Annotated in this window: 23 protein-coding genes; 19 read left to right on the top strand and 4 right to left on the bottom strand. The window is 72.0% G+C overall.

The window, feature by feature from the left end; translation table 11 throughout:
- Positions 1-57: 57 nt before the first annotated feature.
- Positions 58-1,791 carry an ABC transporter ATP-binding protein gene (locus tag ABD330_RS08680; protein ID WP_344462576.1) on the bottom strand — a complete coding sequence of 578 codons (1,734 nt, stop codon included), beginning with the start codon at positions 1,789-1,791 and terminating at the stop codon, positions 58-60.
- A 282-nt stretch (positions 1,792-2,073) separates the two neighbouring features.
- On the opposite strand from ABD330_RS08680, the gene ABD330_RS08675 reads away from it, so the two are divergent.
- Together ABD330_RS08675 and hemW are read left to right on the top strand one after the other, a co-directional pair.
- Positions 2,074-3,969, top strand: coding sequence for an AMP-dependent synthetase/ligase (locus ABD330_RS08675; protein WP_344462574.1), 1,896 nt, complete (start codon positions 2,074-2,076; stop codon positions 3,967-3,969).
- 49 nt (positions 3,970-4,018) lie between these two features.
- Entirely contained in the window at positions 4,019-5,248 is a 1,230-nt protein-coding gene (gene hemW, locus ABD330_RS08670; protein ID WP_344462572.1) for a radical SAM family heme chaperone HemW, read from the top strand.
- 133 nt (positions 5,249-5,381) lie between these two features.
- On the opposite strand, the gene ABD330_RS08665 is transcribed toward hemW, so the two are convergent.
- Genes ABD330_RS08665 through htpX form a run of 3 tightly spaced genes read right to left on the bottom strand, consistent with a single transcriptional unit; the run spans position 5,382 to position 7,790 of the window.
- The gene (locus ABD330_RS08665) at positions 5,382-6,212 is read right to left on the bottom strand and encodes a DUF3097 domain-containing protein (protein ID WP_344462570.1); all 831 of its coding nucleotides are present in this window, start codon (positions 6,210-6,212) and stop codon (positions 5,382-5,384) included.
- 29 nt (positions 6,213-6,241) lie between these two features.
- A complete protein-coding gene (gene pspAB, locus ABD330_RS08660) occupies positions 6,242-6,826 on the bottom strand; it encodes a PspA-associated protein PspAB (protein WP_344462568.1) in 585 nt (194 codons plus the stop codon).
- Between the two features lie 40 nt (positions 6,827-6,866).
- Entirely contained in the window at positions 6,867-7,790 is a 924-nt protein-coding gene (htpX, locus tag ABD330_RS08655) for a zinc metalloprotease HtpX (protein ID WP_344462566.1), read from the bottom strand.
- A gap of 223 nt (positions 7,791-8,013) precedes the next feature.
- Here htpX and hrcA point away from each other — a divergent pair, with 223 nt between their 5' ends.
- From hrcA to pstA, 17 genes are all read left to right on the top strand, one after another.
- Positions 8,014-9,111 carry a heat-inducible transcriptional repressor HrcA gene (gene hrcA, locus ABD330_RS08650; protein ID WP_344462564.1) on the top strand — a complete coding sequence of 366 codons (1,098 nt, stop codon included), beginning with the start codon at positions 8,014-8,016 and terminating at the stop codon, positions 9,109-9,111.
- A 71-nt stretch (positions 9,112-9,182) separates the two neighbouring features.
- Positions 9,183-10,325: a molecular chaperone DnaJ gene (gene dnaJ, locus ABD330_RS08645; protein ID WP_344462562.1), complete on the top strand. Its 1,143-nt coding sequence runs from the start codon at positions 9,183-9,185 to the stop codon at positions 10,323-10,325.
- 123 nt (positions 10,326-10,448) lie between these two features.
- The gene (locus ABD330_RS08640) at positions 10,449-11,198 is read left to right on the top strand and encodes a 16S rRNA (uracil(1498)-N(3))-methyltransferase (protein ID WP_344462560.1); all 750 of its coding nucleotides are present in this window, start codon (positions 10,449-10,451) and stop codon (positions 11,196-11,198) included.
- A 123-nt stretch (positions 11,199-11,321) separates the two neighbouring features.
- Positions 11,322-14,567 carry a S41 family peptidase gene (locus ABD330_RS08635; protein ID WP_344462558.1) on the top strand — a complete coding sequence of 1,082 codons (3,246 nt, stop codon included), beginning with the start codon at positions 11,322-11,324 and terminating at the stop codon, positions 14,565-14,567.
- A gap of 166 nt (positions 14,568-14,733) precedes the next feature.
- Positions 14,734-15,099, top strand: coding sequence for a histidine triad nucleotide-binding protein (locus ABD330_RS08630; protein WP_344462556.1), 366 nt, complete (start codon positions 14,734-14,736; stop codon positions 15,097-15,099).
- 4 nt (positions 15,100-15,103) lie between these two features.
- The gene (locus ABD330_RS08625; RefSeq protein WP_344462554.1) at positions 15,104-16,027 is read left to right on the top strand and encodes a ribonuclease Z; all 924 of its coding nucleotides are present in this window, start codon (positions 15,104-15,106) and stop codon (positions 16,025-16,027) included.
- 415 nt (positions 16,028-16,442) lie between these two features.
- Entirely contained in the window at positions 16,443-17,471 is a 1,029-nt protein-coding gene (locus ABD330_RS08620) for a PhoH family protein (RefSeq protein ID WP_344462706.1), read from the top strand.
- Positions 17,472-17,485: 14 nt separating this feature from the next.
- A complete protein-coding gene (gene ybeY / locus ABD330_RS08615; RefSeq protein ID WP_344462552.1) occupies positions 17,486-17,980 on the top strand; it encodes an rRNA maturation RNase YbeY in 495 nt (164 codons plus the stop codon).
- 12 nt (positions 17,981-17,992) lie between these two features.
- Complete coding sequence (locus ABD330_RS08610; RefSeq protein WP_344462550.1) at positions 17,993-19,318, top strand: hemolysin family protein; 1,326 nt, start codon at positions 17,993-17,995, stop codon at positions 19,316-19,318.
- A gap of 62 nt (positions 19,319-19,380) precedes the next feature.
- Complete coding sequence (locus ABD330_RS08605; protein WP_344462548.1) at positions 19,381-19,614, top strand: hypothetical protein; 234 nt, start codon at positions 19,381-19,383, stop codon at positions 19,612-19,614.
- A 129-nt stretch (positions 19,615-19,743) separates the two neighbouring features.
- Positions 19,744-20,283 (top strand): DUF4383 domain-containing protein, encoded by a 540-nt coding sequence (locus ABD330_RS08600; RefSeq protein ID WP_344462546.1) that lies wholly within the window; start codon positions 19,744-19,746, stop codon positions 20,281-20,283.
- A gap of 43 nt (positions 20,284-20,326) precedes the next feature.
- Positions 20,327-20,707, top strand: a complete 381-nt coding sequence (locus tag ABD330_RS08595; RefSeq protein WP_344462545.1) for a cytidine deaminase — start codon at positions 20,327-20,329, stop codon at positions 20,705-20,707.
- Positions 20,708-20,857: 150 nt separating this feature from the next.
- Positions 20,858-21,013, top strand: coding sequence for a hypothetical protein (locus ABD330_RS08590; RefSeq protein ID WP_344462543.1), 156 nt, complete (start codon positions 20,858-20,860; stop codon positions 21,011-21,013).
- Between the two features lie 57 nt (positions 21,014-21,070).
- Positions 21,071-22,000, top strand: coding sequence for a GTPase Era (gene era / locus ABD330_RS08585; RefSeq protein WP_344462541.1), 930 nt, complete (start codon positions 21,071-21,073; stop codon positions 21,998-22,000).
- A gap of 367 nt (positions 22,001-22,367) precedes the next feature.
- Complete coding sequence (locus tag ABD330_RS08580; RefSeq protein WP_344462540.1) at positions 22,368-22,595, top strand: hypothetical protein; 228 nt, start codon at positions 22,368-22,370, stop codon at positions 22,593-22,595.
- Complete coding sequence (gene pstC / locus ABD330_RS08575; RefSeq protein ID WP_344462539.1) at positions 22,592-23,587, top strand: phosphate ABC transporter permease subunit PstC; 996 nt, start codon at positions 22,592-22,594, stop codon at positions 23,585-23,587. The genes ABD330_RS08580 and pstC overlap by 4 nt, the downstream gene beginning before the upstream one ends.
- A complete protein-coding gene (gene pstA / locus ABD330_RS08570; RefSeq protein ID WP_344462537.1) occupies positions 23,584-26,454 on the top strand; it encodes a phosphate ABC transporter permease PstA in 2,871 nt (956 codons plus the stop codon). The genes pstC and pstA overlap by 4 nt, the downstream gene beginning before the upstream one ends.
- Positions 26,455-26,462: the final 8 nt, after the last annotated feature.

Below are 26,462 nucleotides of genomic sequence, written 5' to 3'. Positions count from 1 at the left end.
TGGGGGCCGTCTTCTCTTCGGTGGGCGCCTGCTTCGGCGACCCCTTGCCTGGCGTGGTCACGCCGCCTCCTGCTCGGTGAGCTGGGAGAGCACGATCTCCCGGTACGTCGGGTTGTCGGCCATCAGCTCGTGGTGGGTACCCGAGCCGACGACGGCGCCCTCGTCCAGCACGATGATCCGGTCGGCGTCCCGGATGGTGCTGACCCGCTGCGCGACGATCAGGACGGTCGCCTCGGCGGTCTCCCGGGAGAGCGCCTTGCGCAGTTTCGCGTCGGTGGCGTAGTCGAGCGCGGAGAACGAGTCGTCGAAGAGGTAGATCTCGGGCCGGCGCACCAGTGCGCGGGCGATCGCCAGCCGCTGGCGCTGACCGCCCGACACATTGCCGCCGCCCTGGGCGATCGGGGCCTCCAGGCCCTCGTCCAGCCGCTCGACGAAGTCCTTCGCCTGGGCCACCTCCAGCGCGTGCCAGAGCTCCTCGTCGGTGGCGTCCGGCTTGCCGTAGCGGAGGTTGCTGGCCACCGTCCCGGTGAAGAGGTACGGCTTCTGCGGGACGAGCCCGACCGTCTCGGCGATGAGCTCGGGGGACAGCTCCCGGACGTCGACGCCGTCCACGAAGACCGTGCCGCCGGTCGAGTCGATCAGCCGGGGGACGAGGCTGAGCAGCGTGGTCTTGCCGCTGCCGGTGGAGCCGATGACGGCGGTGGTCTCACCGGGACGGGCCACGATGTCGATGCCGCGCAGCACCGGCGCCTCGGCGCCCGGGTAGCGGAACTCGACGCCGCGCAGCTCCAGGTGGCCGCTGCCGCGCAGCTCGACGACCGGGCCGGTGGGCGGCACGACGCTGGTCTCGGTGCCCAGCACCTCCTGGATGCGCTCGGCGCAGACCTCGGCGCGCGGCACCATCATGAACATGAAGGTGGCCATCATGACGCTCATCAGAATCTGCATCAGGTAGGACAGGAAGGCCGTCAGCGCGCCGATCTGCATCCCGCCGCTGTCGATCCGGTGCGCGCCGAACCACATCACCGCGACGCTGGAGACGTTCACCACCAGCATCACGGAGGGGAACATGAAGGCCATCGTCCGGCCGACCCGCAGCGAGACGTCGGTCAGTTCCTGGTTGGCGCCGCCGAAACGGTCCTGCTCGTGGCCGTCCTTCACGAAGGCGCGGATCACCCGGATGCCGGTGATCTGCTCGCGCAGGACGCGGTTGACCTTGTCGATCCGGGTCTGCATCGTCCGGAAGTCCGGCCGCAGCCGCTTCACCAGCAGGGTCACCACGGCGCCGAGCAGCGGCACCACGATCAGCAGCAGCGCGGAGAGCGGCACGTCCTGGTTGAGCGCCATGATGATGCCGCCGAAGCACATGATCGGTGCGGCCACCATGAGCGTGAAGCTCATCAGCAGCAGCATCTGCACCTGCTGGACGTCGTTGGTGGTGCGGGTGATCAGCGAGGGCGCGCCGAAGCCCCCGAGCTCCCGCGCGGAGAAGCTCTGCACCTGGTCGAAGACGGAGGCGCGGATGTCCCGCCCCACGGCCATCGCCGTCCGGGCGCCGAAGTACACCGCGCCGACCGAGCAGACGGCCTGGACGAGGGTGACGCCGATCATCACGCCGCCGAGCTGCATGATGTAGCCGGTGTCGCCCTTGACGACACCGTTGTCGATGATGTCGGCGTTGAGCGTGGGGAGGTACAGGGCCGCGATGGTCGAGACGAGCTGAAGGAGGACGAGCACGGAGATCGGTCGTGAGTAGGGGCCCAGATGGGCTCGGAGGATTTTGATCAGCACCGGGACACTCTCGTTGTCGGCAGGGGGATTCGCATCCCCATTTTCATACTTCGCGTGCTCTACAGGGGGGCTTAACCCAGGCCCCACCCGCAGGCTTGTACTGTCCTTTGCACTGCCGGTCCGGCGAGGTGCCAGCTGTCTGCACCCCCTTACGGAACGGCTCCGTACCCCCTAGGCTGCAGATTGCCCGCTTGTTACTCGCTGGTTAACATGTGCGGCCGGTCGGCTGCCCCCACTGCCACCGCTCTCCACCCTCGGCCACCCGCCCCCCGGAGGTCCTCGTTGAGTTCCGCGCAGTCCATGATCGAGCGACGTCCGACGTCGGTGGCGCACCTGTTCCTCAGCAGGGTAGAGGCCACACCCGACGGTGAGGCCTACCGGTACCCCGTGCCCGTCGACGAGCACGCCGCAGACGGTGCCCCGGGCGCCGAGCAGTGGCGCTCGCTGACGTGGGCACAGACCGCGGAGCGGGTCAAGGCGGTCGCCGCAGGCCTGATGTCGCTGGGGATCCGGTCGGAGGACCGGGTCGCGATCGCCTCGTCCACCAGGATCGAGTGGATCATCGCCGACCTCGGCAACATGTGCGCCGGTGCCGCCACCACGACGGTCTACCCCAGTACCAACGCCGACGAGACGGCCTTCATCCTCTCCAACTCGGGCAGCAGGGCCCTCTTCGCCGAGAACGCCAAGCAGCTGGAGAAGGTCGTCGCCAAGCGCGAGGACCTCCCCGAGCTGCGCACGGTGATCCTCTTCGGCGGCGCCGCCGAGCAGCCGGCGGCCGAGGGCCTCACCGTGCTCACCCTCGCCGAGCTGGAGCAGGCCGGCGCGAAGTACCTCTCCGAGCACCCCGACGCCGTCACCGAGGCCGTCGCCGCGCTCGACAAGGAGCAGCTCGCCACCCTCATCTACACCTCCGGCACCACCGGCCGCCCCAAGGGCGTGCGCCTGGTGCACGACTGCTGGGCCTACCAGGGCGTCGCGCAGGAGGAGAGCGGCCTGCTGCGCTCGGACGACATCCACTTCATGTGGCTGCCGCTGTCGCACGTCTTCGGCAAGGCGCTGATCTCGGGCCAGATCGCCACCGGCCACGTGATGGCCGTGGACGGCCGGGTGGACCGCATCATCCACAACCTGCCGGTGATCAGGCCCACCCTGATGGCCTCGGCGCCGCGGATCTTCGAGAAGGTCTACAACGGCATCGCCGCCAAGGCCCGGGCTGAGGGCGGCGCCAAGTACAAGATCTTCCTCTGGGCCGCCAAGGTCTCCCGGGACTACGCCCGGACCACCCAGGCCAACCGGACGGCCACCGGCCGGGCCACCGCCCCCTTCGCCCTCAAGCTCCAGCACGCGATCGCCGACAAGCTGGTCTACGCGAAGATCCGCGCCGCGTTCGGCGGCCGCTTCCGGGGCTCGGTCTCCGGCAGCGCCGCCCTGTCACCCGAGATCGGCTACTTCTTCCTCGGCGCGGGGGTGCCGATCCTGGAGGGGTACGGCCTGACCGAGACCAGCGCCGGCACCACCGTGAACCGCCCCGACGACATCCGGATCGGCACGGTCGGCCGGCCGCTGCCCGGCACCGAGGTGCGGATCGCCGAGGACGGCGAGGTGCTGCTGCGCGGGCCGAGCATCATGCGCGGGTACCACGAGATGCCCGAGCAGAGCGCCGAGGTGCTGGAGGCCGACGGCTGGTTCCACACCGGTGACATCGGCGACTTCGAGAACGGGTACCTGCGGATCACCGACCGCAAGAAGGACATGTTCAAGACCTCCGGCGGCAAGTACGTCGCCCCCAGCGAGGTCGAGGGCAAGTTCAAGGCGGTCTGCCCGTTCGTCAGCAACATCCTGGTGATCGGCAACAACCGCAACTTCTGCACCGCGCTGATCGGCCTGGACGAGACGGTGATCATGCCGTGGGCCGCCTCGCACGGCCTGGCGGGCAAGCCGTACGCCGAGGTGGTCGCCTCGCCGCAGGTGAACGAGCTGATCGGCGGCTACGTCAAGCAGCTCAACGGCGACCTCCAGCGCTGGCAGACGATCAAGAAGTTCACCCTGCTCCCGCGCGACCTCGACATTGAGCACGGCGAGCTCACCCCGAGCCTGAAGATCAAGCGCCCGGTGGTCGAGCGGACCTACGCGGACGCGGTGACCGGGATGTACGAGGGCGCCAACGAGGCGTGACCCACGCCGTCCGGTACGGCTCGCCCGAGCCGTACCGGACAATGGGGGCATGCCCTCCGCACTCCCCGACGGCGAACCCGTGCCGTCCGACGGTTCCCTGCCCGACCACGCCCTGAAGGGGCTGGGCGAGCGGCCCTTCGGCTTCTACGTGCACGTGCCGTACTGCGCGACGCGCTGCGGCTACTGCGACTTCAACACCTACACCGCCACCGAGCTCCGCTCCTCCGGCACGGTCGCCTCGCAGGAGACGTACGCCGACAACCTGGTCGCCGAGATCCGCCTCGCCCGGCGGGTGCTCGGCTCCGCCGACCTGCCGGTGCGGACGGTCTTCCTCGGCGGCGGCACGCCGACCCTGCTGCCCGCCCGTGACCTGGTGAAGATGCTCGCGGCGATCCGTGAAGAGTTCGGGATCGCCGAGGGCGCCGAGGTCACCACCGAGGCCAACCCGGAGTCGGTCGACCCCGCCTACCTCGCCGAACTCCGTGAGGGCGGTTTCAACCGGATCTCCTTCGGCATGCAGAGCGCCAAGCCGCACGTGCTCCAACTGCTCGACCGCCACCACACCCCCGGCCGCCCGGAGGCCTGCGTCGCCGAGGCCCGCGCGGCGGGCTTCGAGCACGTCAACCTGGACCTGATCTACGGGACCCCCGGCGAGTCCGACGACGACTGGCGTGCCTCGCTCGACGCCGCGATCGGCGCCGGCCCCGACCACGTCTCCGCGTACTCCCTGATCGTCGAGGACGGCACCAAGCTGGCCGCCCGGATCAAGCGCGGCGAACTGCCGATGGTCGACGACGACGTGCACGCCGACCGCTACCTGATCGCCGAGGAGGCGCTCAGCTCGGCCGGGTACGACTGGTACGAGGTCTCCAACTGGGCCACCACCGACGCGGGCCGCTGCCGCCACAACGAGCTGTACTGGACCGGCGCCGACTGGTGGGGCGCCGGCCCCGGCGCGCACAGCCACGTCGGCGGCGTCCGCTGGTGGAACGCCAAGCACCCCGCCGCGTACGCGCAGGCGCTGGCCGAGTCGCGGACGCCCGCGCTGGGCCGCGAGGTCCTCCCGGACGAGGACCGCCGGGTGGAGCGCATCCTCCTGGAACTCCGCCTCCGCGAGGGCTGCCCGCTCTCGTTGCTGGCCCCGGCGGGCCGTGCGGCCGCGGGCCGCGCGCTCGCGGACGGGCTGCTGGACCCGGCGTCCTTCGCGGACGGGCGGGCGGTGCTCACCTTGCCGGGGCGGCTGCTGGCGGACGCGGTCGTCCGGGACCTCGTGGACTGAACGGGTTAACCCAAGGGGGCGCGGGGAACTGCGCGATCAACCGTGCACCTCCGTTGTGCCCTGGTCGCGCAGTTCTCCCCCAGCCTTCGGCCGGGGGTACCCCCACGCGCCCCTGTCGGGGTTACCCGGTTGCCTAGGGTTCGGTGGTGACGAAGTCGATCAGCTGCTCGACGCGGCCCAGCAGCTCGGGTTCCAGGTCCTTGTAGGAGTCGACCGAGGCGAGGATGCGCTTCCACGCGGCCGGGGTGTCCACCGGCCAGCCGAGGCGGCGGCAGACGCCCTCCTTCCACACCTCGCCGCGGGGGACGGACGGCCAGGCCGGGATGCCGACGCTGCCGGGCTTCACGGCCTCCCAGACGTCGATGTACGGGTGGCCGACGACCAGGACGGCGTCTCCCGTCACCTGGGCGGCGATCCGGTGCTCCTTGGTGCCGGGCAGCAGGTGGTCGACCAGGACGCCGAGGCGGCGGCCGGGGCCCGGGCCGAAGCCGGCGACGATCGCGGGGAGGTCGTCGATGCCCTCCAGGTACTCCACGACCACGCCCTCGATCCGCAGGTCGTCGCCCCAGACCCGCTCGACCAGCTCCGCGTCGTGCCGGCCCTCGACGTAGATCCGCGACTCCCGGGCCACCCGGGCCCGGGCGCCGGGCACGGCCACCGAGCCGGAGGCGGTACGGCCCGGGGTCCGCGCGGGGGCGGGCCCGGCGGGCCGTACCAGGGTGACCACCCGGCCCTCCAGCAGGAAGCCGCGGGGGGTCATCGGGAAGACCCGGTGCTTGCCGAAACGGTCCTCCAGGGTGACCGTCGGCCCCTCGGCGGTCTTCTCGCAGCGCACCACCGCCCCGCAGAAGCCGGTGGCGGCCTCTTCCACCACCAGCTCCCGCTCGGCCGGTACCTCGGGGGCCGGCTGTTGCCGCTTCCACGGCGGGGTCAGGTCGGGTCCGTAACTCCTGCTGCTGTGCATTCCCCGATGATAGGAAGTCCGACGAGCCGTCAGAGCCCGGGCGCGCCCCACACCGGGAACCAGCGGCTGAGGTCCTGCTCGACCCGCAGGTCGTTGCCCAGCATCGCCTTGACCTGGAGTTCGACCGGGCTGTTCCGCTTCTCGGTGCCGCCCGGCATCGGGGCGAAGGGGTAGAAGCTGCCCCGCTTGTAGAGGTACACCAGCCCCAGCGACTGCCCCTTGTCGTTGCGGAAGCCGACGATCGAGCAGAGCAGCTGCGGCCCGAAGCCGTTCGCCTCCAGCTCGCTGTTGACCGCGTGCAGGTCGTTGACCAGCTCCGGCAGCTCCTGCGGGGTGTGCCGGGCGAGCAGCCAGGTGTAGCCGTAGTCGTCCTGGCTGGCCTCCACCGGCACGCCGCCGTTCACGGTGTCGGCGTTCAGCAGGTCCTTGACCTGCCGCTCCACCTCGCCGAAGGCGCCGCCCTCGACGGCGGCGAAGCAGACCGACCCGAGCCCGGTCGGCCGGAAGCCGGCCGCCGCCTCCAGGGTGAGCGCGGCGGAGGGCACGCCGAACAGCTGGTCGAGGTCGGGCCGCACCGGCTTGGTGCGGCCGAACAGGGCGTCCAGGATTCCCACGAAGTCTCCTACCGTTCTGAACCGTTCCGGTCCGGGTGGGTCACTCGCCCAGTCGGGCCGAGATCTTGCCGAGCTGCTCCAGCCGCTGCTCCAGCGAGGGGTGGGTGGACAGCAGCTGGGTGGCCGCGTCCCGCGCGCTGAGCGCGGGGGCGAAGTAGAAGGCGTTGTACGGCTGCGCCTTGCGCAGGTCCTTGGTGGGGATCGCGGCGATCTGGCCGGTCACCTTGGTCAGGGCCGAGGCCAGCGCACTGGGCCGGCCGGTGAGCTGGGCGGCGGCCCGGTCGGCGGCCAGCTCGCGGTAGCGGGACAGCAGCCGGGTCAGCAGGAAGCTGATCGCGTAGACCACGATGCTGACCAGCGGGATGATCATCATCGCGATGGCGGCGTTCTGGTCGTTGTTGTTGCGGTTGTTGCCGCCCAGGAAGCCGCCGTACAGCGCGATCCGGGTCATCACCCCGGCCAGCACGCCGAGGAAGCCGGCGATCGTCATCACCGCGACGTCCCGGTGCGCGACGTGCGAGAGCTCGTGCGCGAGCACGCCCTCCAACTCCTCCGGCTCCAGCCGCCGCAGCAGGCCGGTGGTGACGCAGACCACGGACTTCTCGGGGTTGCGGCCGGTGGCGAAGGCGTTCGGCATGTCGTTGTCCGCCACCGCGATCCGCGGCTTCGGCATGTCGGCCAGCGCGCAGAGCCGGTCAATGGTGCCGTGCAACTGCGGGTACTGCTCCGGGGTGACCTCGCGGGCGCCCATCGCCCGCTCGGTGATCTTGTCGCTGAACCAGAACTGGGCCACGAACAGGCCGCCCGAGATCAGCACGATCAGCGGCCACGCCCCGCGCAGCAGGACGATCAGCACTCCGGTGAAGCCGACGTAGAGCAACCCGATCAAGAACATGGTGGTGACCATCCGACCGGTCAGCCCGCGGTCGGGTGCGAAGCGGGAATGCTGGGATGACGCCGACATCGCTGCTCCTTCGATATTCAAGTTCGTCTTCGATGCTGCCACTCAGGGGGCGTGCAGGCACCGCCCCCGCGCCGGATTTCGGTCGAGGATCACGTCCGCGGGCCGTTCCTGCCGTCGTGGACGGGCCTTACACTGGCAGGTACGGTTCTGGCACTCTGCCTTCCAGAGTGCCAGGGGACCGGACAGCTACCAGACTCAACGGACGAAGACGGAGGTGCGTGCCATGTTCAGCGAGCGCAGAGCCGACGAACGCAAGTCCGATGCCCGGCAGCTCGATTCGCGCCTGGACGTCCGCGATCTCCGCCCGTTGGACGACCGCAAGCTCGCGGTGCTCCGCGCCATCGTGCAGGACTACGTCGGCACCGAGGAGCCCGTCGGCTCCAAGGCCCTGGTCGAGCGGCACAGCCTGGGGGTCTCCCCGGCGACGGTGCGCAACGACATGGCGGCCCTGGAGGAGGACGGCTACATCCACCAGCCGCACACCAGCGCGGGCCGCATCCCCACCGACAAGGGCTACCGGCTCTTCGTCGACCGGCTGGCCGAGGTCAAGCCGATGAGCGCCCCCGAGCGCCGGGCGATCCGGCACTTCCTGGACGGCGCGGTCGACCTGGACGACACCGTCGCCCGGACGGTCCGGCTGCTCGCGCAGCTGACCCGGCAGGTCGCGGTGGTGCAGTACCCCTCGCTCTCCCGCTCGACCGTCCGGCACGTCGAGCTGGTCGCACTGGCCCCGGCCAAGGTGATGCTGGTCCTGATCACCAACACCGGCCGGGTCGAGCAGCGGATGGTGGACTGTCCGGGCACGGTCGGCGAGACCGTCCTCGCGGAGCTCCGGACCAGACTCAACGCCCGCGCGGGCGGCCAGCGGCTGCCGGACGTCCCCGGTCTGCTGGAGGACCTCCCGGCGGCCTTCGAGGCGGCCGACCGGCCGGTCGTGACCACCGTGCTGGCGACCCTCTTCGAGACCCTCGCCGAGCAGAACGAGGAACGGATCATGCTGGCCGGCACGGCCAACCTGACACGTTTCGGACATGACTTCCCGCTCACCATCCAGCCGGTGCTGGAGGCGCTGGAGGAGCAGGTGATCCTGCTGCGCCTGCTGGGTGAGACGGCGGACGCCGGGATGACCGTGCGGATCGGCCGGGAGAACGACTACGAGGGGCTCAATTCCACCTCGGTCGTCTCGGTCGGTTACGGTTCGGGCGACGAGAGTGTCGCGAAACTCGGGGTGATCGGTCCGACCCGGATGGACTACCCGGGCACAATGGGGGCGGTGCGTGCGGTGGCAAGGTACGTGGGCCAGATCCTGGCCGAGTCGTAGGAACAGCACCGTGTGACCACACACGGTGACAAGTCGCAGCACTTCTAGAGGCGGAACAAGCGGAGCATTTGGTGGCCACGGACTACTACGCGGTACTCGGCGTCCGACGGGATGCGGGGCAGGACGAGATCAAGAAGGCGTTCCGGCGCCTCGCCCGTGAACTGCACCCGGACGTCAACCCGGACCCGAAGACGCAGGAGCGGTTCAAGGAGATCAACGCCGCATACGAGGTGCTCTCCGACCCGTCCAAGCGGCAGGTCTACGACCTCGGCGGCGACCCGCTCTCGCCGAACGGCGGTGGCGGCGCGGGCGGCTTCGGCGCGGGCGCGGCGGGCTTCGGCTTCTCCGACATCATGGACGCCTTCTTCGGCGCCGCGGCGGGCCAGCGCGGCCCGCGTTCGCGGACCCGTCGGGGCCAGGACGCGATGATCCGCCTGGAGATCACCCTGGAGGAGTCGGCTTTCGGCACCACCAAGGAACTCCAGGTCGACACCGCCGTGACCTGCACCACCTGCTCGGGTGAGGGTGCCGCTCCCGGCACCTCCGCGCAGACCTGTGACATGTGCCGCGGCAAGGGCGAGGTCTCGCAGGTCACCCGGTCCTTCCTGGGCCAGGTCATGACCTCGCGCCCCTGCCCGCAGTGCCAGGGCTTCGGCACCGTCGTGCCGACCCCGTGCCCCGAGTGCGCGGGCGACGGCCGGGTCCGGGCCCGCCGCACCCTCACCGTCAAGATCCCGGCGGGCGTGGACAACGGCACCCGGATCCAGCTGGCCGGCGAGGGCGAGGTCGGCCCCGGCGGCGGCCCGCCCGGCGACCTGTACGTCGAGATCGCGGAGACCGCGCACTCGACCTTCCAGCGGCGCGGCGACGACCTGCACTGCACCGTCACCATCCCGATGACGGCGGCCTCGCTCGGCACCCAGGTGCCGCTGCAGACCCTGGACGGCCTCGAAGAGGTCGACATCCGGCCCGGTACGCAGTCCGGCCAGTCCATCCCGCTGCACGGCCGGGGCATCACCCACCTGCGGGGCGGCGGCCGGGGCGACCTGATAGTGCATGTCGAGGTGCAGACCCCCACCAAGCTCGACCCCGAGATGGAGGACCTGCTCCGCCGCCTCGCGGTGCTGCGCGGCGAGGAGCGGCCGTCCGGCCAGTTCGCGCCGGGCCAGCAGGGGCTGTTCTCCCGGCTGAAGGACGCTTTCAACGGCCGCTGAGCCGGTTGTTTTCAGGGGCGCGGGGAACTGTGCGAGATCGGAAGGGTGCGACGTGTGCCCTCCCGCTTCGCGCAGTTCCCCGCGCCCCTTGAGGTTTACGCTCATCATTTGGAGGTTCGCGGTATGACCGCCCCTGTGTTCGTCGTCGACTCGTCGCGGTTGGCCGGTGTTGTCCCCGGCTCGGTGGTCCGCCTCGACGGTGCGGAGGGGCGGCACGCCGTCACCGTGAAGCGGCTGGAGGCCGGTGAGGCGGTGACCCTCGCGGACGGCCTGGGCACCGGGGCCGACGGCACGGTCGCCGCCGTGGTCGGCAAGGACGCGCTGGACGTCACGGTGTCGGCCGTCCGGCGGGAGCCGGAGCCCGCGCCCCGGATCGTGGTGGTCCAGGCGCTGCCCAAGGGCGACCGGGGCGAGCTCGCGGTCGAGACCATGACCGAGGTCGGGGTCGACGTGGTGATCCCCTGGGCCGCCTCCCGCTGCATCACGCAGTGGAAGGGCGAGCGGGGCGCCAAGGCGCTCGCCAAGTGGCGGGCCACCGCGCGCGAGGCCGGAAAGCAGTCCCGCCGGCTGCGCTTCCCCGAGGTCCGCGAGCCGATGACGACCCGCCAGCTGGCCCCGCTGCTGCGCGCCGCCGCGTTCGCCGCCGTGCTGCACGAGGAGGGCGCCGAGCCGCTGGCCGCCGCCGCGCTGCCGGACACCGGCGACCTGGTCCTGGTCGTCGGTCCCGAGGGCGGCGTCTCCCCGGACGAGCTGGCCGCCTTCGCCGAGGCGGGGGCCGGGCCGTACCGGCTGGGCCCGTCCGTGCTGCGCACCTCGACCGCCGGGGTGGCGGCCGGTGCACTGCTCCTCGGCCGCACCGGCCGCTGGTCCTGAGCCCGGGCCGCACCGGCTGCTGGGTCTGAGTCCGGGCCGCACCGGCCGGGTTCGCCGACAGGCCGGGTTCGCTGACAAAGAAACCTTTGGCAGCAGCCCGGGCCCGGTCTCTAGGGTCGTGCCGTGACCGAATCCCAGCACCCCGCTCCGGGCGCGTACCTGCGCCATCCGCACCTGCACGGCGACCTCGTCGCGTTCGTCGCCGAGGACGACATCTGGCTCGCGCCGGTCGACGGCGGCCGGGCCTGGCGGCTGACGGCCGACCAGGCGCCCGTCAGCCACCCGAGGTTCTCCCCGGACGGGCGCCACCTCGCCTGGACGTCGGCCAGGGACGGCGCGCCCGAGATCTTCGTCGCGCCCACCGAGGGCGGCCCGGCCCGCCGTCTGACGTACTGGGGCAGCGCCGTGACCGCGCTGCGCGGCTGGACGGCGGACGGCCGTCCGATCGCGGTCACCTCGGCCGGCCAGTCGACCTCGCGCCGCACCTGGGCCTTCGCCCTTCCGCTGGACGGCGGCGAGCCCGTCCGGCTCCCGTACGGCCCGGTCGGCGGCCTGGCCCAGGAGCCGGACGGGCCCCGGACCCTGCTGCTCTCCGCCGCTTCGAGCGAGCCCGCCCGCTGGAAGCGCTACCGGGGCGGCCGGGTCGGCAAGCTCTGGATCGGCGACGGGGAGTACCACCGCCTGCACGCCGGGCTGGACGGCAACCTCGCCTCCCCGCTCTGGGTGGGGGAGCGGGTGGCCTTCCTCTCCGACCACGACGGCACCGCGCAGCTCTGGTCCAGCCTCCCGGACGGCTCCGACCTGCGGCGCCACAGCAGCGGCGAGTTCTACGCCCGGGACGCGAGCACCGACGGCACCCGGGTCTGCTGGCACAGCGCGGGCGAGCTCTGGCTCCTCGACGACCTGGACGGCGCCGAGCCCCGCCGCCTGGACGTCCGCCCGGCCGGCCCTCGGACGGGCCGTCAGGCGTACCCCGTCGCGGCGGCCGGGCGGCTGGAGACGGTCGCCCCCGACCGCACCGGCCGGGCCGCCGCCGTGGTCGTGCGCGGCGGCGTCCACTGGCTGACCCACCGGGAGGGCCCGGCCCGGGTGCTCGCGGACACCCCGGGCGTCCGCGCCCGGCTGGCCCGGGTGGTCCCGGGCGCCGACGGCGGACAGGGTGCCGTCTGGGTCAGCGACGCCGAGGGCGACGACGTGATCGAGTACGCCCCGGCCGTGCTGGGCGCCGAGCGCCGCCGGCTGGCCGCCGGGCGGCTCGGCCGGGTGCTCGAACTCGCCGTCTCGCCGGACGGCACGCAGCTGGCCGCCGCCTCCCACGACGGGCGGCTGCTGCTGGTCGCACTCGCCGACGGCGCCGTGCACGAGCTGGCCCGTAGCACGGACGGCGAGGTCAGCGGCCTGGCCTTCGCCCCGGACTCCCGCTGGCTGGCCTGGTCCCAGCCGGCCCTCGGGCCCTGGTCGGTGCGCCAGATCATGCTGGCGGACCTGGCGGAGCGTACGGTCAGCGCGGCCACCCCGGAACGCTTCCTCGACTACTCCCCGGCGTTCACGGCGGACGGCAAGCACCTGGCCTTCCTCTCGGTGCGCAACTTCGACCCGGTGTACGACGCGCACGTCTTCGACCTCTCCTTCCCGACCGGCTGCCGCCCGTACCTGATCACGCTGGCCGCCGACACCCCGTCACCGTTCGGCCCGCAGCGGGCCGGGCGCCCGGTGAGCGGCGTGGAGGACACCCCGAAGAGCGACCCGAAGAGCGACCCGAAGGACGCCGGGCAGGACGCCGGGCAGGACGGCGCCGACGCCCCGCCCGTCACCCGGGTCGACCTGGCGGGCATCGCCGACCGGATCGTCCCCTTCCCCGTCGAGGGCGGCAGCTTCGGCTCGCTGGCGGCGGCCAAGGACGGCGTGCTCTGGACCCGGCTGCCGCTGCTCGGCGAACTCGGCGACAGTGCCGCCTCGCTGGAGGACGAGCCGCCCCGCCCCACGTTGGAGCGCTTCGACCTCGGCAAGCGCCGGGCCGAGCAGCTGCTCGCCGGGCTCGACGACTTCGCGGTCAGCGGCGACGGCGAGCGGGTCGCGGTGCTGGACCGGGGCGGCCTGCGGATCGTCCCCGCCGGGCGCCCGGCGGGCGAGGACGAGGACGTCCAGGTGGACCTGGCCCGGGTCCGGGTGACGGTCGACCCGGCGGCCGAGTGGCGGCAGATGTTCGACGAGAACGGCCGCCTGATGCGCGACAACTTCTGGCGCGCCGACCTCGGCGGCTTCGACTGGGCGGGCACGTTGGCCCGCTACCGCCCGCTGGTGGAGCGGGTCGGCTCGCACGACGAGCTCACCGACCTGCTCTGGGAGACCGTCGCCGAGCTGGGCACCTCGCACGCGTACGTGACGCCGCCCGGCCGGGGCACCGAGGAGGCGCGCCGGCAGGGCCTGCTCGGCGCGGACCTGGTCAAGGACGGCGAGGTCTGGCGGGTCGGCCGGATCCTGCCCGGTGAGTCCTCGGACCCGCGGGCCCGCTCGCCGCTGACCGCCCCCGGGGCGGCCGTCCGGGTCGGGGACGCGATCCTCGCCGTCGACGGCCGCCCGGTGGACCCGGTCACCGGCCCGGCGCCGCTGCTCGCCGGGACGGCCGGCCGGCCGGTCGAGCTGACCGTCGCGGGCGAGGACGGCACGGACGAGCGCCACCCGGTGGTCGTCCCGCTGGCGAGCGAGGAGGCGCTGCGCTACCACGACTGGGTGGCCGGGCGCCGGGCGGCCGTCCGGGAACTCTCGGGCGGGCGGCTCGGCTACCTGCACGTACCGGACATGATCAGCAACGGCTGGGCGCAGCTCCACCGCGACCTGCGGGTCGAGATGGCGAAGGAGGGCGTGGTGGTCGACCTGCGGGAGAACCGGGGCGGGCACACCTCCCAGCTGATCATCGAGAAGCTCAACCGGAAGATCATCGGCTGGAGCCGGGGCCGCGACCTCGCCAACCCGACCTCCTACCCGGGCGACGCCCCGCGCGGCCCGGTGGTGGCCCTGGCCGACCAGTACTCCGGCTCGGACGGCGACATCGTCAACGCGGCCGTCCAGGCGCTGGGGATCGGCCCGGTGGTCGGCACCCGCACCTGGGGCGGCGTGATCGGCATCGACAGCAGGTACGCGCTGGTGGACGGCACCATGGTGACCCAGCCCAAGTACGCCTTCTGGCTGGAGGGCTACGAGTGGGGCGTGGAGAACCACGGCGTCGACCCCGACGTCGAGGTCGACATCGCGCCGCACGAGTGGGCGGCGGGCCAGGACCCGCAGCTGGCCGAGGGCGTCCGCCTCGCGCTCGCGGCCCTCGCCGAAACGCCGGCGAAGACCTTCCCGGCGCTGCCCGAGTTGTAAACAGGGGCGGTGGGGGAGACCTGGGCCGGGTCTCCCCCACCGGTCGGCCCGACGGCCGGTCCCCGGAGCTCCCGTCCGTCCGGCCCATGATCCACCACGGTCCGTCAGCGGGGGCGCTAGGCTTCCGCCGTACCCGACTCGCAGCACCCAGTACGAGGAGACCGAGATGGCCGGCGAGCCGCAGTCCGACTGCCTGTTCTGCAAGATCGTGGCGGGGCAGATCCCGGCGACCGTCCTGCGGGAGACCGACGGCACGCTCACCTTCCGGGACATCAACCCGCAGGCCCCGACCCACGTGCTGGTCATCCCCAAGGCGCACTACGCGAACGCCGCCGACCTCGCCGCCGGCGACCCGGCCGTCGCCGCCGAGCTGCTCACCGAGGCCGGGGAGGTGGCCGCCGACGAGAAGATCGTCGAGTCCGGCTACCGGCTGATCTTCAACACCGGCGCGGGCGCCGGACAGACCGTCTTCCACGCCCATGTGCACGTGCTCGGCGGCGGCACCTCGCTCCAGCACCCGGGTCTGGTCTGACCCCGTGTCGCAACGCGAGTTCGTGGCCCTGGGCACGGCCAGCCAGGTGCCCACCCGCCGGCGGAACCACAACGGCTACTTCCTCCGCTGGGACGGCGAGGGCCTGCTGTTCGACCCGGGGGAGGGGACCCAGCGGCAGATGCTGCACGCCGGGGTCTCCGCCACCTCGATCACCCGGATCGGCGTCACGCACTTCCACGGCGACCACAGCCTCGGCCTCGCCGGGGTGATCCAGCGGATCAACCTGGACCGCGTCCCGCACCCGGTGGACGTCTACTACCCGGCCACCGGCGAGGTCTTCTTCGAACGGCTGCGGCACGCCACGGCCTTCCACGAGACCGCCGAGCTGCGCCCCCGCCCGGTCACCGGGCCGGGGCCGCTGGCGGCGCCCGGCGCGCCGTTCACGCTGGAGGCGGTACGGCTCTCGCACCCGGTGGACTCCTTCGGCTACCGCCTCGTCGAGCCGGACGGCAGCCGCCTGCTGCCCGAGCGCCTGGCCGCGCTCGGCCTGCGCGGGCCGGACGTGGGCCTGCTGCAGCGCGAGGGCCGGATCGAGCGGGACGGGCGCACCGTCACCCTGGCCGAGGTCAGCGTGCCCAGGCCCGGCCAGCGGTTCGCCTTCGTGATGGACACCCGGCTCTGCGACGGCGTCGGCGAACTGGCCGAGGGCGCCGACCTGCTGGTGATCGAGGCGACCTTCCTGGACGCCGACGCCCACCTCGCCGAGGACCACGGCCACCTCACCGCCGCCCAGGCCGCCCGGGCCGCCACCGAGGCGGGTGTCCGCACCCTGGTCCTCACCCACTTCTCCCAGCGCTACCCGGACCTGGACGCCCACCTCGCCGAGGCCCGCAAGCACTTCGACGGCGAGCTGATCGTCGCCGAGGACCTCACCCGGGTCTCCGTCCCGCCCCGCCGCGATCTGTAGGCACCCGGGTGAGCACAGTAGGGGCGCGGGGAACTGCGCGAAGGCGGTAGGGCACAGGTCGTCGCCTTCCGATCTCGCGCGGTTCTCCCCCAGCCTTCGGCCGGGAGGTACCCCCACGCGCCCCCTGGGGCCGGCCCTCACTGTTGGGGGCGACCGTTCTAAAACCACTCGCGCAGCCGACCGAAGTACCCGAGCATCGAACCCGCCGCCGGAGGCGGTACCGCACCGCCGCAGCGATCATCCGTGCGGCGTACCCTGGTGTCCCGGAGAGACCGAGTGGCACCCCGACGACGGATGGGATGAGGCAGGCCCGAGCGGCCGACCCATGAGCGACACATCACGCACTCCCGCCAACGGACAGCCGCGCCCCGACGGGGCGGCCAGCGCCCGGATAGTGATCCCCGAGAAGCACCCGATGGTCACCCTGCTCGGTGCCAGCGACTCCCTCCTGCGAGTGATCGAGACCGGTTTCCCCGCCGCCGACATCCATGTCCGCGGCAACGAGGTGACCGCGACCGGCGACCGTGCCGAGGTCGCCCTCGTCCAGGAGCTGTTCAGCGAGATGATGCTGGTGCTGCGCACCGGCCAACCCCTGACGGAGGATGCCGTGGAGCGCTCCATCGCCATGCTCAGGAGTGCTGTCACGGACCCGGACCACCCGGCCCCGTCCGAGGTGTTCACCGCGAACATCCTCTCCAACCGCGGCCGGACGATCCGCCCCAAGACGCTCAACCAGCAGCGCTACGTCGACGCGATCGACAAGCACACGATCACCTTCGGCCTCGGCCCGGCCGGTACCGGCAAGACCTACCTGGCGATGGCCAAGGCCGTCCAGGCCCTCCAGGCCAAGGAGGTCAACCGGATCATCCTGACCCGTCCGGCGGTCGAGGCGGGCGAGCGGCTCGGCTTCCTGCCCGGGACGCTGTTCGAGAAGATCGACCCGTACCTGCGGCCGCTCTACGACGCGCTGCACGACATGATGGACCCGGACACCATCCCGCGGCTGATGGCGGCCGGCACCATCGAGGTCGCCCCGCTGGCGTACATGCGCGGGCGTACCCTCAACGACGCCTTCATCATCCTGGACGAGGCGCAGAACACCTCGCCCGAGCAGATGAAGATGTTCCTCACCCGCCTGGGCTTCAACTCCCGGGTGGTGGTCACCGGTGACACCAGCCAGATCGACCTGCCGGGCGGCACGAGGAGCGGACTCAAGGTCGTCCAGGAGATCCTGATGGACGTGCCCGACATCCACTTCTCCGTCCTCACCAGCACCGACGTGGTCCGTCACAAACTGGTCGGCCGGATCGTTGACGCCTACGAACGCTGGGACGCCCTCCAGGAGGCCGAGACCGAAGCCGTACCCCGCAAGCCCGCACAGCGCCGCCCCGGCAAGGCCGAGGCCACCCGTGCGCCCCGCCAGTCCCATCGCACCGAAAGCTGAGTACCAAGCCCTCCATGTCGATCGACATCGCCAACGAGTCCGGTTGGGACGTGGACGAGGATGCCATCCTCGACATCGCCCGCTACGCCCTCGACAAGATGCGGATCCACCCGCAGTCCGAACTGTCCGTGATCCTGGTGGACGGCGCGGCGATGGAGGAACTGCACATCCAGTGGATGGACCTCCCCGGCCCCACCGACGTGATGTCCTTCCCGATGGACGAGCTGCGCCCGGGCAAGGAGGGCGACGAGCTGCCGCAGGGCCTGCTCGGCGACATCGTGCTCTGCCCGGAGGTGGCCGAGAAGCAGGGCCTGGACGCGCCCTCCAAGCACTCGATGGACGAGGAGCTCCAGCTGCTCACCGTCCACGGGGTGCTGCACGTGCTCGGCTACGACCACGAGGAGCCCGAGGAGGAGCGCGCGATGTTCGCGCTCCAGAAGCGGATCCTGGACGACTGGCGGGCCGGTCGCGGGCTGTCGGGGATCTCCCCGGCGCCGACCACCCACTGAGGCCGGCCTTCTGTGAGTGGTGAGAGTACGAGCTTCCTGGTCGGGGCCTGCCTGCTGGTCGTGCTCGGCTGGCTGGCGGCCTGCGCCGAGTCCGGGATCTCGCGGATCTCCCGGTTCCGCGCGGAGGAGGCCGTCCGGCACGGCAGGCGCGGCTCCGGCCGGCTGCTGATGCTGGCCTCCGACCCGATCCGCTACCTCAACCTGGCGACCCTGATCCGGGTCGCCAGTGAGATGGCGGCGGCCGTGCTGGTGACGGTGGTCTGCGTGCGCAGCCTGCAGCAGACCTGGCAGGCCGTGCTGCTGGCCTTCGGGGTGATGGTGCTGGTCTCGTTCGTCGCGGTGGGGGTCTCGCCGCGCACGATCGGCCGCCAGCACCCGCTGACCACGGCGACGGCGGCCTCCTTCGTGCTGCTGCCGCTGGCCCGGATCCTCGGCCCGATCCCGCGCCTGCTGATCCTGCTCGGCAACGCGCTCACCCCGGGCAAGGGGTACCGGGAGGGCCCGTTCGCCTCCGAGGCGGAGCTGCGCGCGCTGGTCGACCTGGCCGAGAAGGACGACCTGATCGAGGACGACGAGCGCCGGATGGTGCACTCGGTCTTCGAGCTGGGCGACACCATCGTGCGCGAGGTGATGGTGCCGCGCACCGACCTGGTGATGATCGAGCGCCACAAGACCATCCGCCAGGCGCTCACCCTGGCGCTGCGCTCCGGCTTCTCCCGGATGCCGGTGGTCGGCGACAACGAGGACGACGTGGTGGGCATCGTCTACCTCAAGGACCTCGTCCGCCGCACCCACATCAACCGGGACGCCGAGTCCGAGCCGGTCGGCTCGGTGCTGCGCCCGGCGGTCTTCGTCCCCGACAGCAAGCCGGCCGGCGACCTGCTGCGCGAGATGCAGCAGATGCGTTCGCACGTGGCGATCGTGATCGACGAGTACGGCGGCACGGCCGGCCTGGTCACCATCGAGGACGTGCTGGAGGAGATCGTCGGTGAGATCACCGACGAGTACGACCGCGAGATCGCCCCGGTCGAGGACCTGGGGGACGGCTCGTACCGGATCACCGCCCGGCTGCTGGTCGAGGACCTGGGCGAGCTGTTCGGCCTGGAGCTGGAGGACGAGGACGTCGAGACGGTCGGCGGTCTGCTCGCCAAGCACCTCGGGCGGGTGCCGATCCCCGGCTCCTCCTGCGACCTCCCCGTCCCCGAGGACGCCCAGGCCGACTTCACGGCCATCCGGCTCACCGCCGAGAGCTCCGCGGGCCGCCGCAACCGGATCGGCACCGTCGTGGTCTCACCCGTCCGGCACCCGGCCGCGCAGCCGGACGGCGACGGCGAGTGACGGCGGCCCGGAAGGCCTAACAGGAATTGCCCGGCCCGCCGGCCCCTTTGCACGATGTGACCATGAGTCATCAGTTGCGAGCGGAGTACGGCCCGGCGGGCCGCGGCGGCGGCGTCAAGATGTGGCATGTCGTCCGGAACACCGACGGGCTCGTCGCCATGTGCGGCCGCGAGATCGAGGCGGACGCCGAGGCCCAGAGCGAGGAGGCCTGGGGGACGGGGCTCCGGGCCTGCCAGCAGTGCGGTTCGCTGTACATGCACGAGGTTCCGCACTTCCCCGGCGATCCGCACCGCTAGGACCTGCCCGGCGACTCCGCCGGGCGCGCGGCCGGACGTGCCGCGACGTACCTTGGGAGCGGTGCGGACGTACCCGTCCGTAGGGGAGGACCGGTCGGCCAGTCCTGGCCCGTGCGGTGGAGGTCCCCGATGAAACTGCAAGACGAACTTCCGATGGATCACCGGCTCGCCAGCGTCTACCGGGTCGGCGCGGGGCTCTGCGGTGTCTTCCTGCTGGTCTTCGGGATCCTCGGGGTGCTGGACCACCCGGGCTTCCTGAGCACCCACGGGCAGTCGATCGCCGGGATGTCGACCAACGGCGCGCTGAGCTGGCTCTCGGTGGTGATGGGAGTCGTGCTGATCGTCGGCGCGGTGATCGGCGGCAATGTCGCCTCGAACCTGAACATGATCGTGGGCGTGCTCTTCGTCCTCTCCGGCTTCGCCGGGCTGACCCTGCTCGGCCGGGGCAGCGCCAACATCCTGAACTTCCGGATGTCGAACGTGCTGTTCAGCTTCATCTTCGGCTTCGTGGTGCTCACCTTCGGCATGTACGGCAGGGTGAGCAGCCATCTGCCGCACGACAACCCGTACTGGCAGAAGCGCCACGCCCAGCGTGAGCAGCTGCCCTCCGGCCCGCCGGCCATGGTGAAGATCTTCAAGCCCGGCCCGTCCCACCCGATCGGCCACTGACGCCGACCCCGGGCCGCGCGGACGCCCCGCCCGCGCGGCCCCTATGCTCAGCGGCATGAGTGAGCTCACCGACCAGGACCCGGCCGCGCTGGATCCCGAGGACAAGAAGATCATCACGCTGGCCCGCTCCGCCCGCGCCCGCAACGGCGTCGCGGAGGGGGCCGCGGTGCGTGACGAGACCGGGCGGACGTACGTCGCGGGCACCGTCGCACTGGAGTCGCTGCGGCTCAGCGCCCTGCAGACGGCGGTCGCCATGGCGGTGGCCAGCGGGGCCAAGGGCCTGGAGGCGGCCGCGGTGGTCAGCGAGGCCGCCGAGCCGGCCGCGGCGGACCTGGCGGCCGTACGGGACCTGGGCGGCGCGGGTACGCCGGTCCTGCTGGCGGGGCCGGACGGGGTGCTGCGGGTCGCCGCGCGGGCCGAGTAGCGCTCTGCGGCGCGCCGGACACCTTCCGAAGGGGGGCGGAGGCTGTGCGAAGCGGCGGACGGCGTGCCGCCGCCTCCGGTTCCGCGCAGTTCTCCGCAACCCTGACGGGCCCCCTTGCGTGCGGATAATCTGACCGGCAGGGGGTGTGTCATGGGGGCACTGGGGTTCTTCGCCGCGCTGCTGGTCAGCGTGATGGGCATGGGCCGCTGGAAGGAGACCGGTTCGCCGTACTGGCTGGCCGGTTCCGTGACGCTGTTCGTGCTGACCCTGATCGGGGGGCTGACCTCGCGGCGCGGGGGGCGGTAGGGCCCGCCGAGGGCCGGGTGTCCGGCGCCGCTCGGGTGATCAGGGACAATGGGGGGCATGACTGCCCCTTCATCCCCGTACCGTTCCGGGTTCGCGTGCTTCGTCGGCCGTCCCAACGCGGGAAAGTCGACCCTGACCAACGCGCTGGTCGGGACGAAGGTCGCGATTACCTCCGACCGTCCCCAGACCACCCGCCACACCGTCCGCGGCATCGTGCACCGCCCCGACGCGCAGCTCGTGCTGGTCGACACCCCCGGCCTGCACAAGCCCCGCACGCTGCTCGGCGAGCGCCTCAACGACCTGGTCCGCTCGACCTGGGCGGAGGTCGACGTGATCGGTTTCTGCCTCCCGGCCGACCAGAAGCTCGGCCCCGGTGACAAGTTCATCGCCAAGGAGCTCGCGGAGGTCAAGAAGACCCCCAAGGTCGCGATCGTGACCAAGACCGACCTGGTCGACTCCAAGACGCTGGCCGAGCAGCTGCTCGCCGTCCACCAGCTCGGTATCGAGCTGGGCATCGAGTGGGCCGAGATCATCCCGGTCTCGGCCGTCGGCGACAAGCAGGTCGACCTGCTGGCCGACCTGCTCGCCCCGCTGCTCCCCGAGGGCCCCCCGCTCTACCCGGACGGCGACCTCACCGACGAGCCCGAGCTGATCATGGTGGCCGAGCTGATCCGCGAGGCCGCCCTGGAGGGCGTCCGGGACGAGCTGCCGCACTCGCTCGCCGTGGTGGTCGAGGAGATGATCCCGCGCGAGGACCGCCCGGCGGACCGCCCGCTGCTCGACATCCACGCCATCGTCTACATCGAGCGGCAGAGCCAGAAGGCGATCGTGATCGGCTCCAAGGGCGCCCGCCTGAAGCACGTCGGCACCACCGCCCGCAAGCACATCGAGGGGCTGCTCGGCACCCCGGTCTACCTCGACCTGCACGTCAAGGTGGCCAAGGACTGGCAGCGCGACCCGAAGCAGCTGCGCAAGCTCGGCTTCTGACCGCACCCGGCCGGCCGGTGTCCCCACGGGGGGCACCGGCCTTCGCGTTCCCGCAGACCGTGGCAGCTGGACTGACGATCCGTCAGATTCGTGCGCCGGGTGCATGATTCGTGCAGGACTCGCGGACCGTTCGTTAAGACAGCGCGTGTCCGGCGTTCATGCTTCCGAACCTGGGCCGCCCTCCGGAGCCGAGACCGTCTGTTCCTGCCACGGAGCACGTCGGAAGGCGAACACCGGCATGGGACATCCCAGATTCCTTATCGTCAGTAGACCGGCGCGCTCCGACACGGCGTCCGCCGGGACGGTGTGGCGGCTGCTCGGTGCCAACAACCGGCACCTCGGGCGGAGCGAGGAGACCTTCCGGTCCGTGCCCGACTGCCGGAGCGCCATCGAGCAGCTCCAGCGGCGGCTGGACCAGGGCCGGGCCACCCTGAGCACCCTGGAGCACGGCCAGCTCTGGTGCTGGCACCTGGAGCTGGACGGCCGGCCGGTCGCCAGCTCGGCCCGGGCCTACCGGCGCCAGCGCGAGTGCCAGTACAACCTGGCCCGGTTCCTGGCCGGGGCACGCAGCGCGGCGAGCGGGGGCGGCGCGTGAGCGCCCCGGACACGGCCGACTCCCCGCGGACGCTGACGGCCGACCCCGGCCTGGCGGACCGGCTCTTCCTGGCCTGGGCCCGTGGCAGCGGCGTCTTCGTGCTGCTGGTGATGCTCGGGGTGGGCGGCTACCTCGCCGTCCGGGCGAGCAGCGCGCTGAAGGTCGCCGGCTTCTCCTTCCTGACCACCCAGGCGTGGAACCCGGACGCCGGGCACGGGCAGTTCGGCATCGCCGCCGTGCTGGTCGGCACGGTGCTGATCGGCGGGATCGCGGTCACCCTGGCCGTGCCGCTCGCGCTCGCCAGCGCCCTCTACATCAGCGAGTACGCGCCCCGGCGGCTGAAGCGGACCCTGGTCGGCATGGTCGACCTGATGGCCGCCGTGCCGAGCGTGGTGTACGGGGTGTGGGGGTTCGTGCTGCTCCAGTACCGGCTGGCCGGGGTGGCCCGCTGGCTCTCCACCTGGTTCGGCTGGCTCCCGCTGCTGCACGTGAACGGCGTGGACGTGAACGACCCGTTGAACCCGCCGCTGGTGTACACGGCCTCCAGCCTGATGGCCGGCACGGTGGTGGGCTTCATGGTCACGCCGGTGATGTGCTCGATCATGCGCGAGGTGTTCGACCAGGCGCCGGCCGGTGAGCGCGAGGCCGCGTACGCGCTGGGCAGCACCCGCTGGGGCATGATCCGCTCGGTGGTGCTGCCGTTCGGGCGCGGCGGCGTGATCGGCGGGACGATGCTGGGGCTCGGCCGGGCGCTCGGCGAGACGATCACCGTCTACCTGATCCTGTCGATGCACTTCGAGATCCAGCCGCACATCCTGCAGACCGGCGGCAGCGCCGTCGCGCCGCTGATCGCGCTGCGGTACGGCGACTCGACCCCGTTCTCCATCTCGGCGCTGATGGCCGCCGGGCTGACGCTCTTCCTGCTGACCCTGGTGGTCAACTTCGCCGCGGCCGCCGTGGTCGCCCGCAGCCGTTCGGGGGCCAGTTCATGAGCACGGTGGTACCCGCGCCGGAGCCCGCCGCCGAGGAGCCGCGCCGCAGGGTGGGCGTACGGCGGGCCGCCGACCACTACGCGCTCTGGGGGAGCCTGGCGGCCTCGGTGGCGCTCACCTCGCTGCTGTTCGGGCGGTTCGCCCCGCTCAGCGGCGGGATCGGCTTCACGGTCTGCGCCTGGGTGGCCTTCCTCGGCCTGTACGCGCTGCTGGTCTCCCGGGACGAGAGCGGGCTCGTGGTGCGCGACCGGTTGGTCTCGGCCGTGGTGCACAGCCTCGCCGCGCTGCTGCTGGGGGTGCTGGTCTGGACGGTCGGCTACGTCTTCCTGCACGGGTTCGCCGCGCTGCGGCACCCGAACTTCTTCACCCAGGACCTCTCCGAGGCCGGGCCCACCGACCCGCTGACCAAGGGCGGCGCGCTGCACGCGCTCGCGGGCACGCTCACCCAGATCACCGTCGCGCTGGCGGTCACCATCCCCCTCGGGATCAGCTGCGCGGTCTTCCTGAGCGAAGTCCCGGGCCGCTTCAGCCGGTTGGTCCGGACCCTGGTCGAGGCGATGACGGCGCTGCCGTCGATCCTGGCGGGGCTGTTCATCTACGCCGTCCTGGTGCTCGCGCTCGGCTTCCCGCGCTCCGGGCTGGCGGCCGGCGTCGCGCTGTCGGTGATGATGCTGCCGATCCTGATCCGGGCTGCCGACGTGGTGCTGCGGCTGGTGCCCGCCTCGCTCAAGGAGGCCTCCTACGCGCTGGGTTCGAGCCGCTGGCGGACGGTCTGGACGGTCACGCTGCCCAGTGCCCGGTCGGGTCTGGCCACCGCCGTGATCCTCGGCGCCGCGCGGGGTATCGGCGAGACCTCGCCGGTGCTGCTCTGCTCCGGCTACACCAAGAACCTCAACCTCGACCCGCTGCACGACCCGCAGGCCTCACTGCCGCTGATGGCGTTCACGCTGGTCAAGTTCCCGTCCCGGCTCCAGGTGACGCGCGCCTTCGGGGCGGCGGCCGTGCTGCTCGTCCTGGTCCTGCTGCTCTTCCTGCTGGCCCGGACCCTCGGCGGGCGCGGCCCGGGTGAACTGACCGGGCGCCAACAGCGGCGCAGGGCCAGGCGGTCGGCCGACGACCTGCGGCGGATGACCCTGCCCCAGACCCTCCGGAAGGACCCCGTGACCAGCAGCCCAGCCCTCACCCGAGGTGTCACCCTGCTTGCCGCCCTGGCCCTGTTCGGCTCCTCGCTGCTGCTCGGCGCGGCGCCCCGGGCGGCCGCCTCGGACTACCGGCGGATCAGCGGTGCCGGCTCCACCTGGAGCAGCAACGCGATGGACGCCTGGGTCAGCAACGTCAAGCAGTACGGCATGGTGATCGACTTCGACTCGCAGGGCTCCTCCTACGGCCGCAGCCAGCTGAAGAACGGCGCGACGGACTTCGCGGTCACCGAGATCCCGTACGGGCTCAGCGACGGCGGCCAGGTGGACGCCCCGCCGCCGTTCCCGACGGCCTACCTGCCGATCGTCGCGGGCGGCACCTCCTTCATGTACAACCTCAAGATCAACGGGCAGCGCGTCACCAACCTGCGGCTCACCGGGGCGACCGTGGCCAAGATCTTCACCGGGAAGATCACCCGCTGGAACGACCCCGAGGTGCAGCGGGAGAACCCCAGCCTGCAGATGCCGGACGTCGCCGTCCGCCCGGTCGTCCGCTCGGACGGCTCCGGCACCACGGCCCAGCTGACCACCTGGATGAGCAAGCGGCAGCAGGCGATCTGGGACGACTACTGCGCCCGCGCCAACAGGCCGGTCCCCTGCGGCATGACCTCGTTCTACCCGCTGCTGCCCGGCTCCACCTGGCAGGCGCTGAGCACCTCGGTGAACGTCGCCGACGCCGTCTCCAACTCCGACAACGTCGGCGCGATCACCTATGTCGAGTACTCGTACGCGCTCAACAGCGGCTTCCCGGTGGTCAAACTGCTCAACAACGCCGGGTACTACGTCGAGCCGAACGGCAGGAACGTCTCGGTGGCCCTCAAGAACGCCCACATCAACCCCGACCTGACCCAGCAGCTCGACGCCGTGTACGACAGCACCGACCAGAACGCCTACCCGCTCTCCAGCTACAGCTACATGGTGGTGCACACCTCCGAGGTCGGGACCTTCACCAAGGACAAGGGCCGCACGCTCGCCGCCTTCGGCTACTACTTCCTGTGCGAGGGCCAGAAACAGGCCGACCGGCTCGGCTACTCGCCGCTGACCCAGCAGCTCGTCCAGTCGGCCTTCCAACAGTTCGCCAAGGTGCCCGGCAGCGAGGCCAAGGCGTTCGACCCCGCGCAGTGCACCAACCCGACCTTCGGGCCGGGCGGCAGCAACCCTTACGCGGACAGCGCCCCCAAACCGCAGGCGTGCGACCAGAAGGACTCCACCACGCAGTGCGGCAACGGTACGGGCGGCGCCGGGCAGGTGGTCACGCCGGTGAGCTCCGGCTCGGGCGGCGGCAGCGGCGGTGCGGCCGGTGGGACCGGCGGGGGCGCCGGCGGGAACAAGGGCGGCGGGGGCAAGGGAGGCACAGCCGGGCCGGGCGGCGGCAGCCCAGGGGGTGCGGGAGGCGCCTCGGGCGGGGCCGGCGGTGCGGGGGGCACCGGGGGACCGGGCGGCGGGGCCGGCGGCGGTGACCCGGCGCTGACCGGCGGCGGGGACGGCGGCAGTGGCAGCGGCGGCGGGCAGCAGGTGAACGCGGACTCGGTGGCCATCTCGGCCAGTGCCGGCAGCGGTCTGCGGCATGCGCTGATGGTGATCGCGGGGGTGCTGCTCGGCGGGCTGATCGTGCTGCCGCCGCTGGTCCTGGGCCGTGCCGGGCGGGGCCGGGAGGGGCAGCGATGAGAGGCGCG

The organism is Kitasatospora kazusensis, from assembly GCF_039529945.1.
Classification (GTDB): domain Bacteria; phylum Actinomycetota; class Actinomycetes; order Streptomycetales; family Streptomycetaceae; genus Kitasatospora; species Kitasatospora kazusensis.
This window is presented reverse-complemented; position numbering and strand designations above follow the sequence as displayed.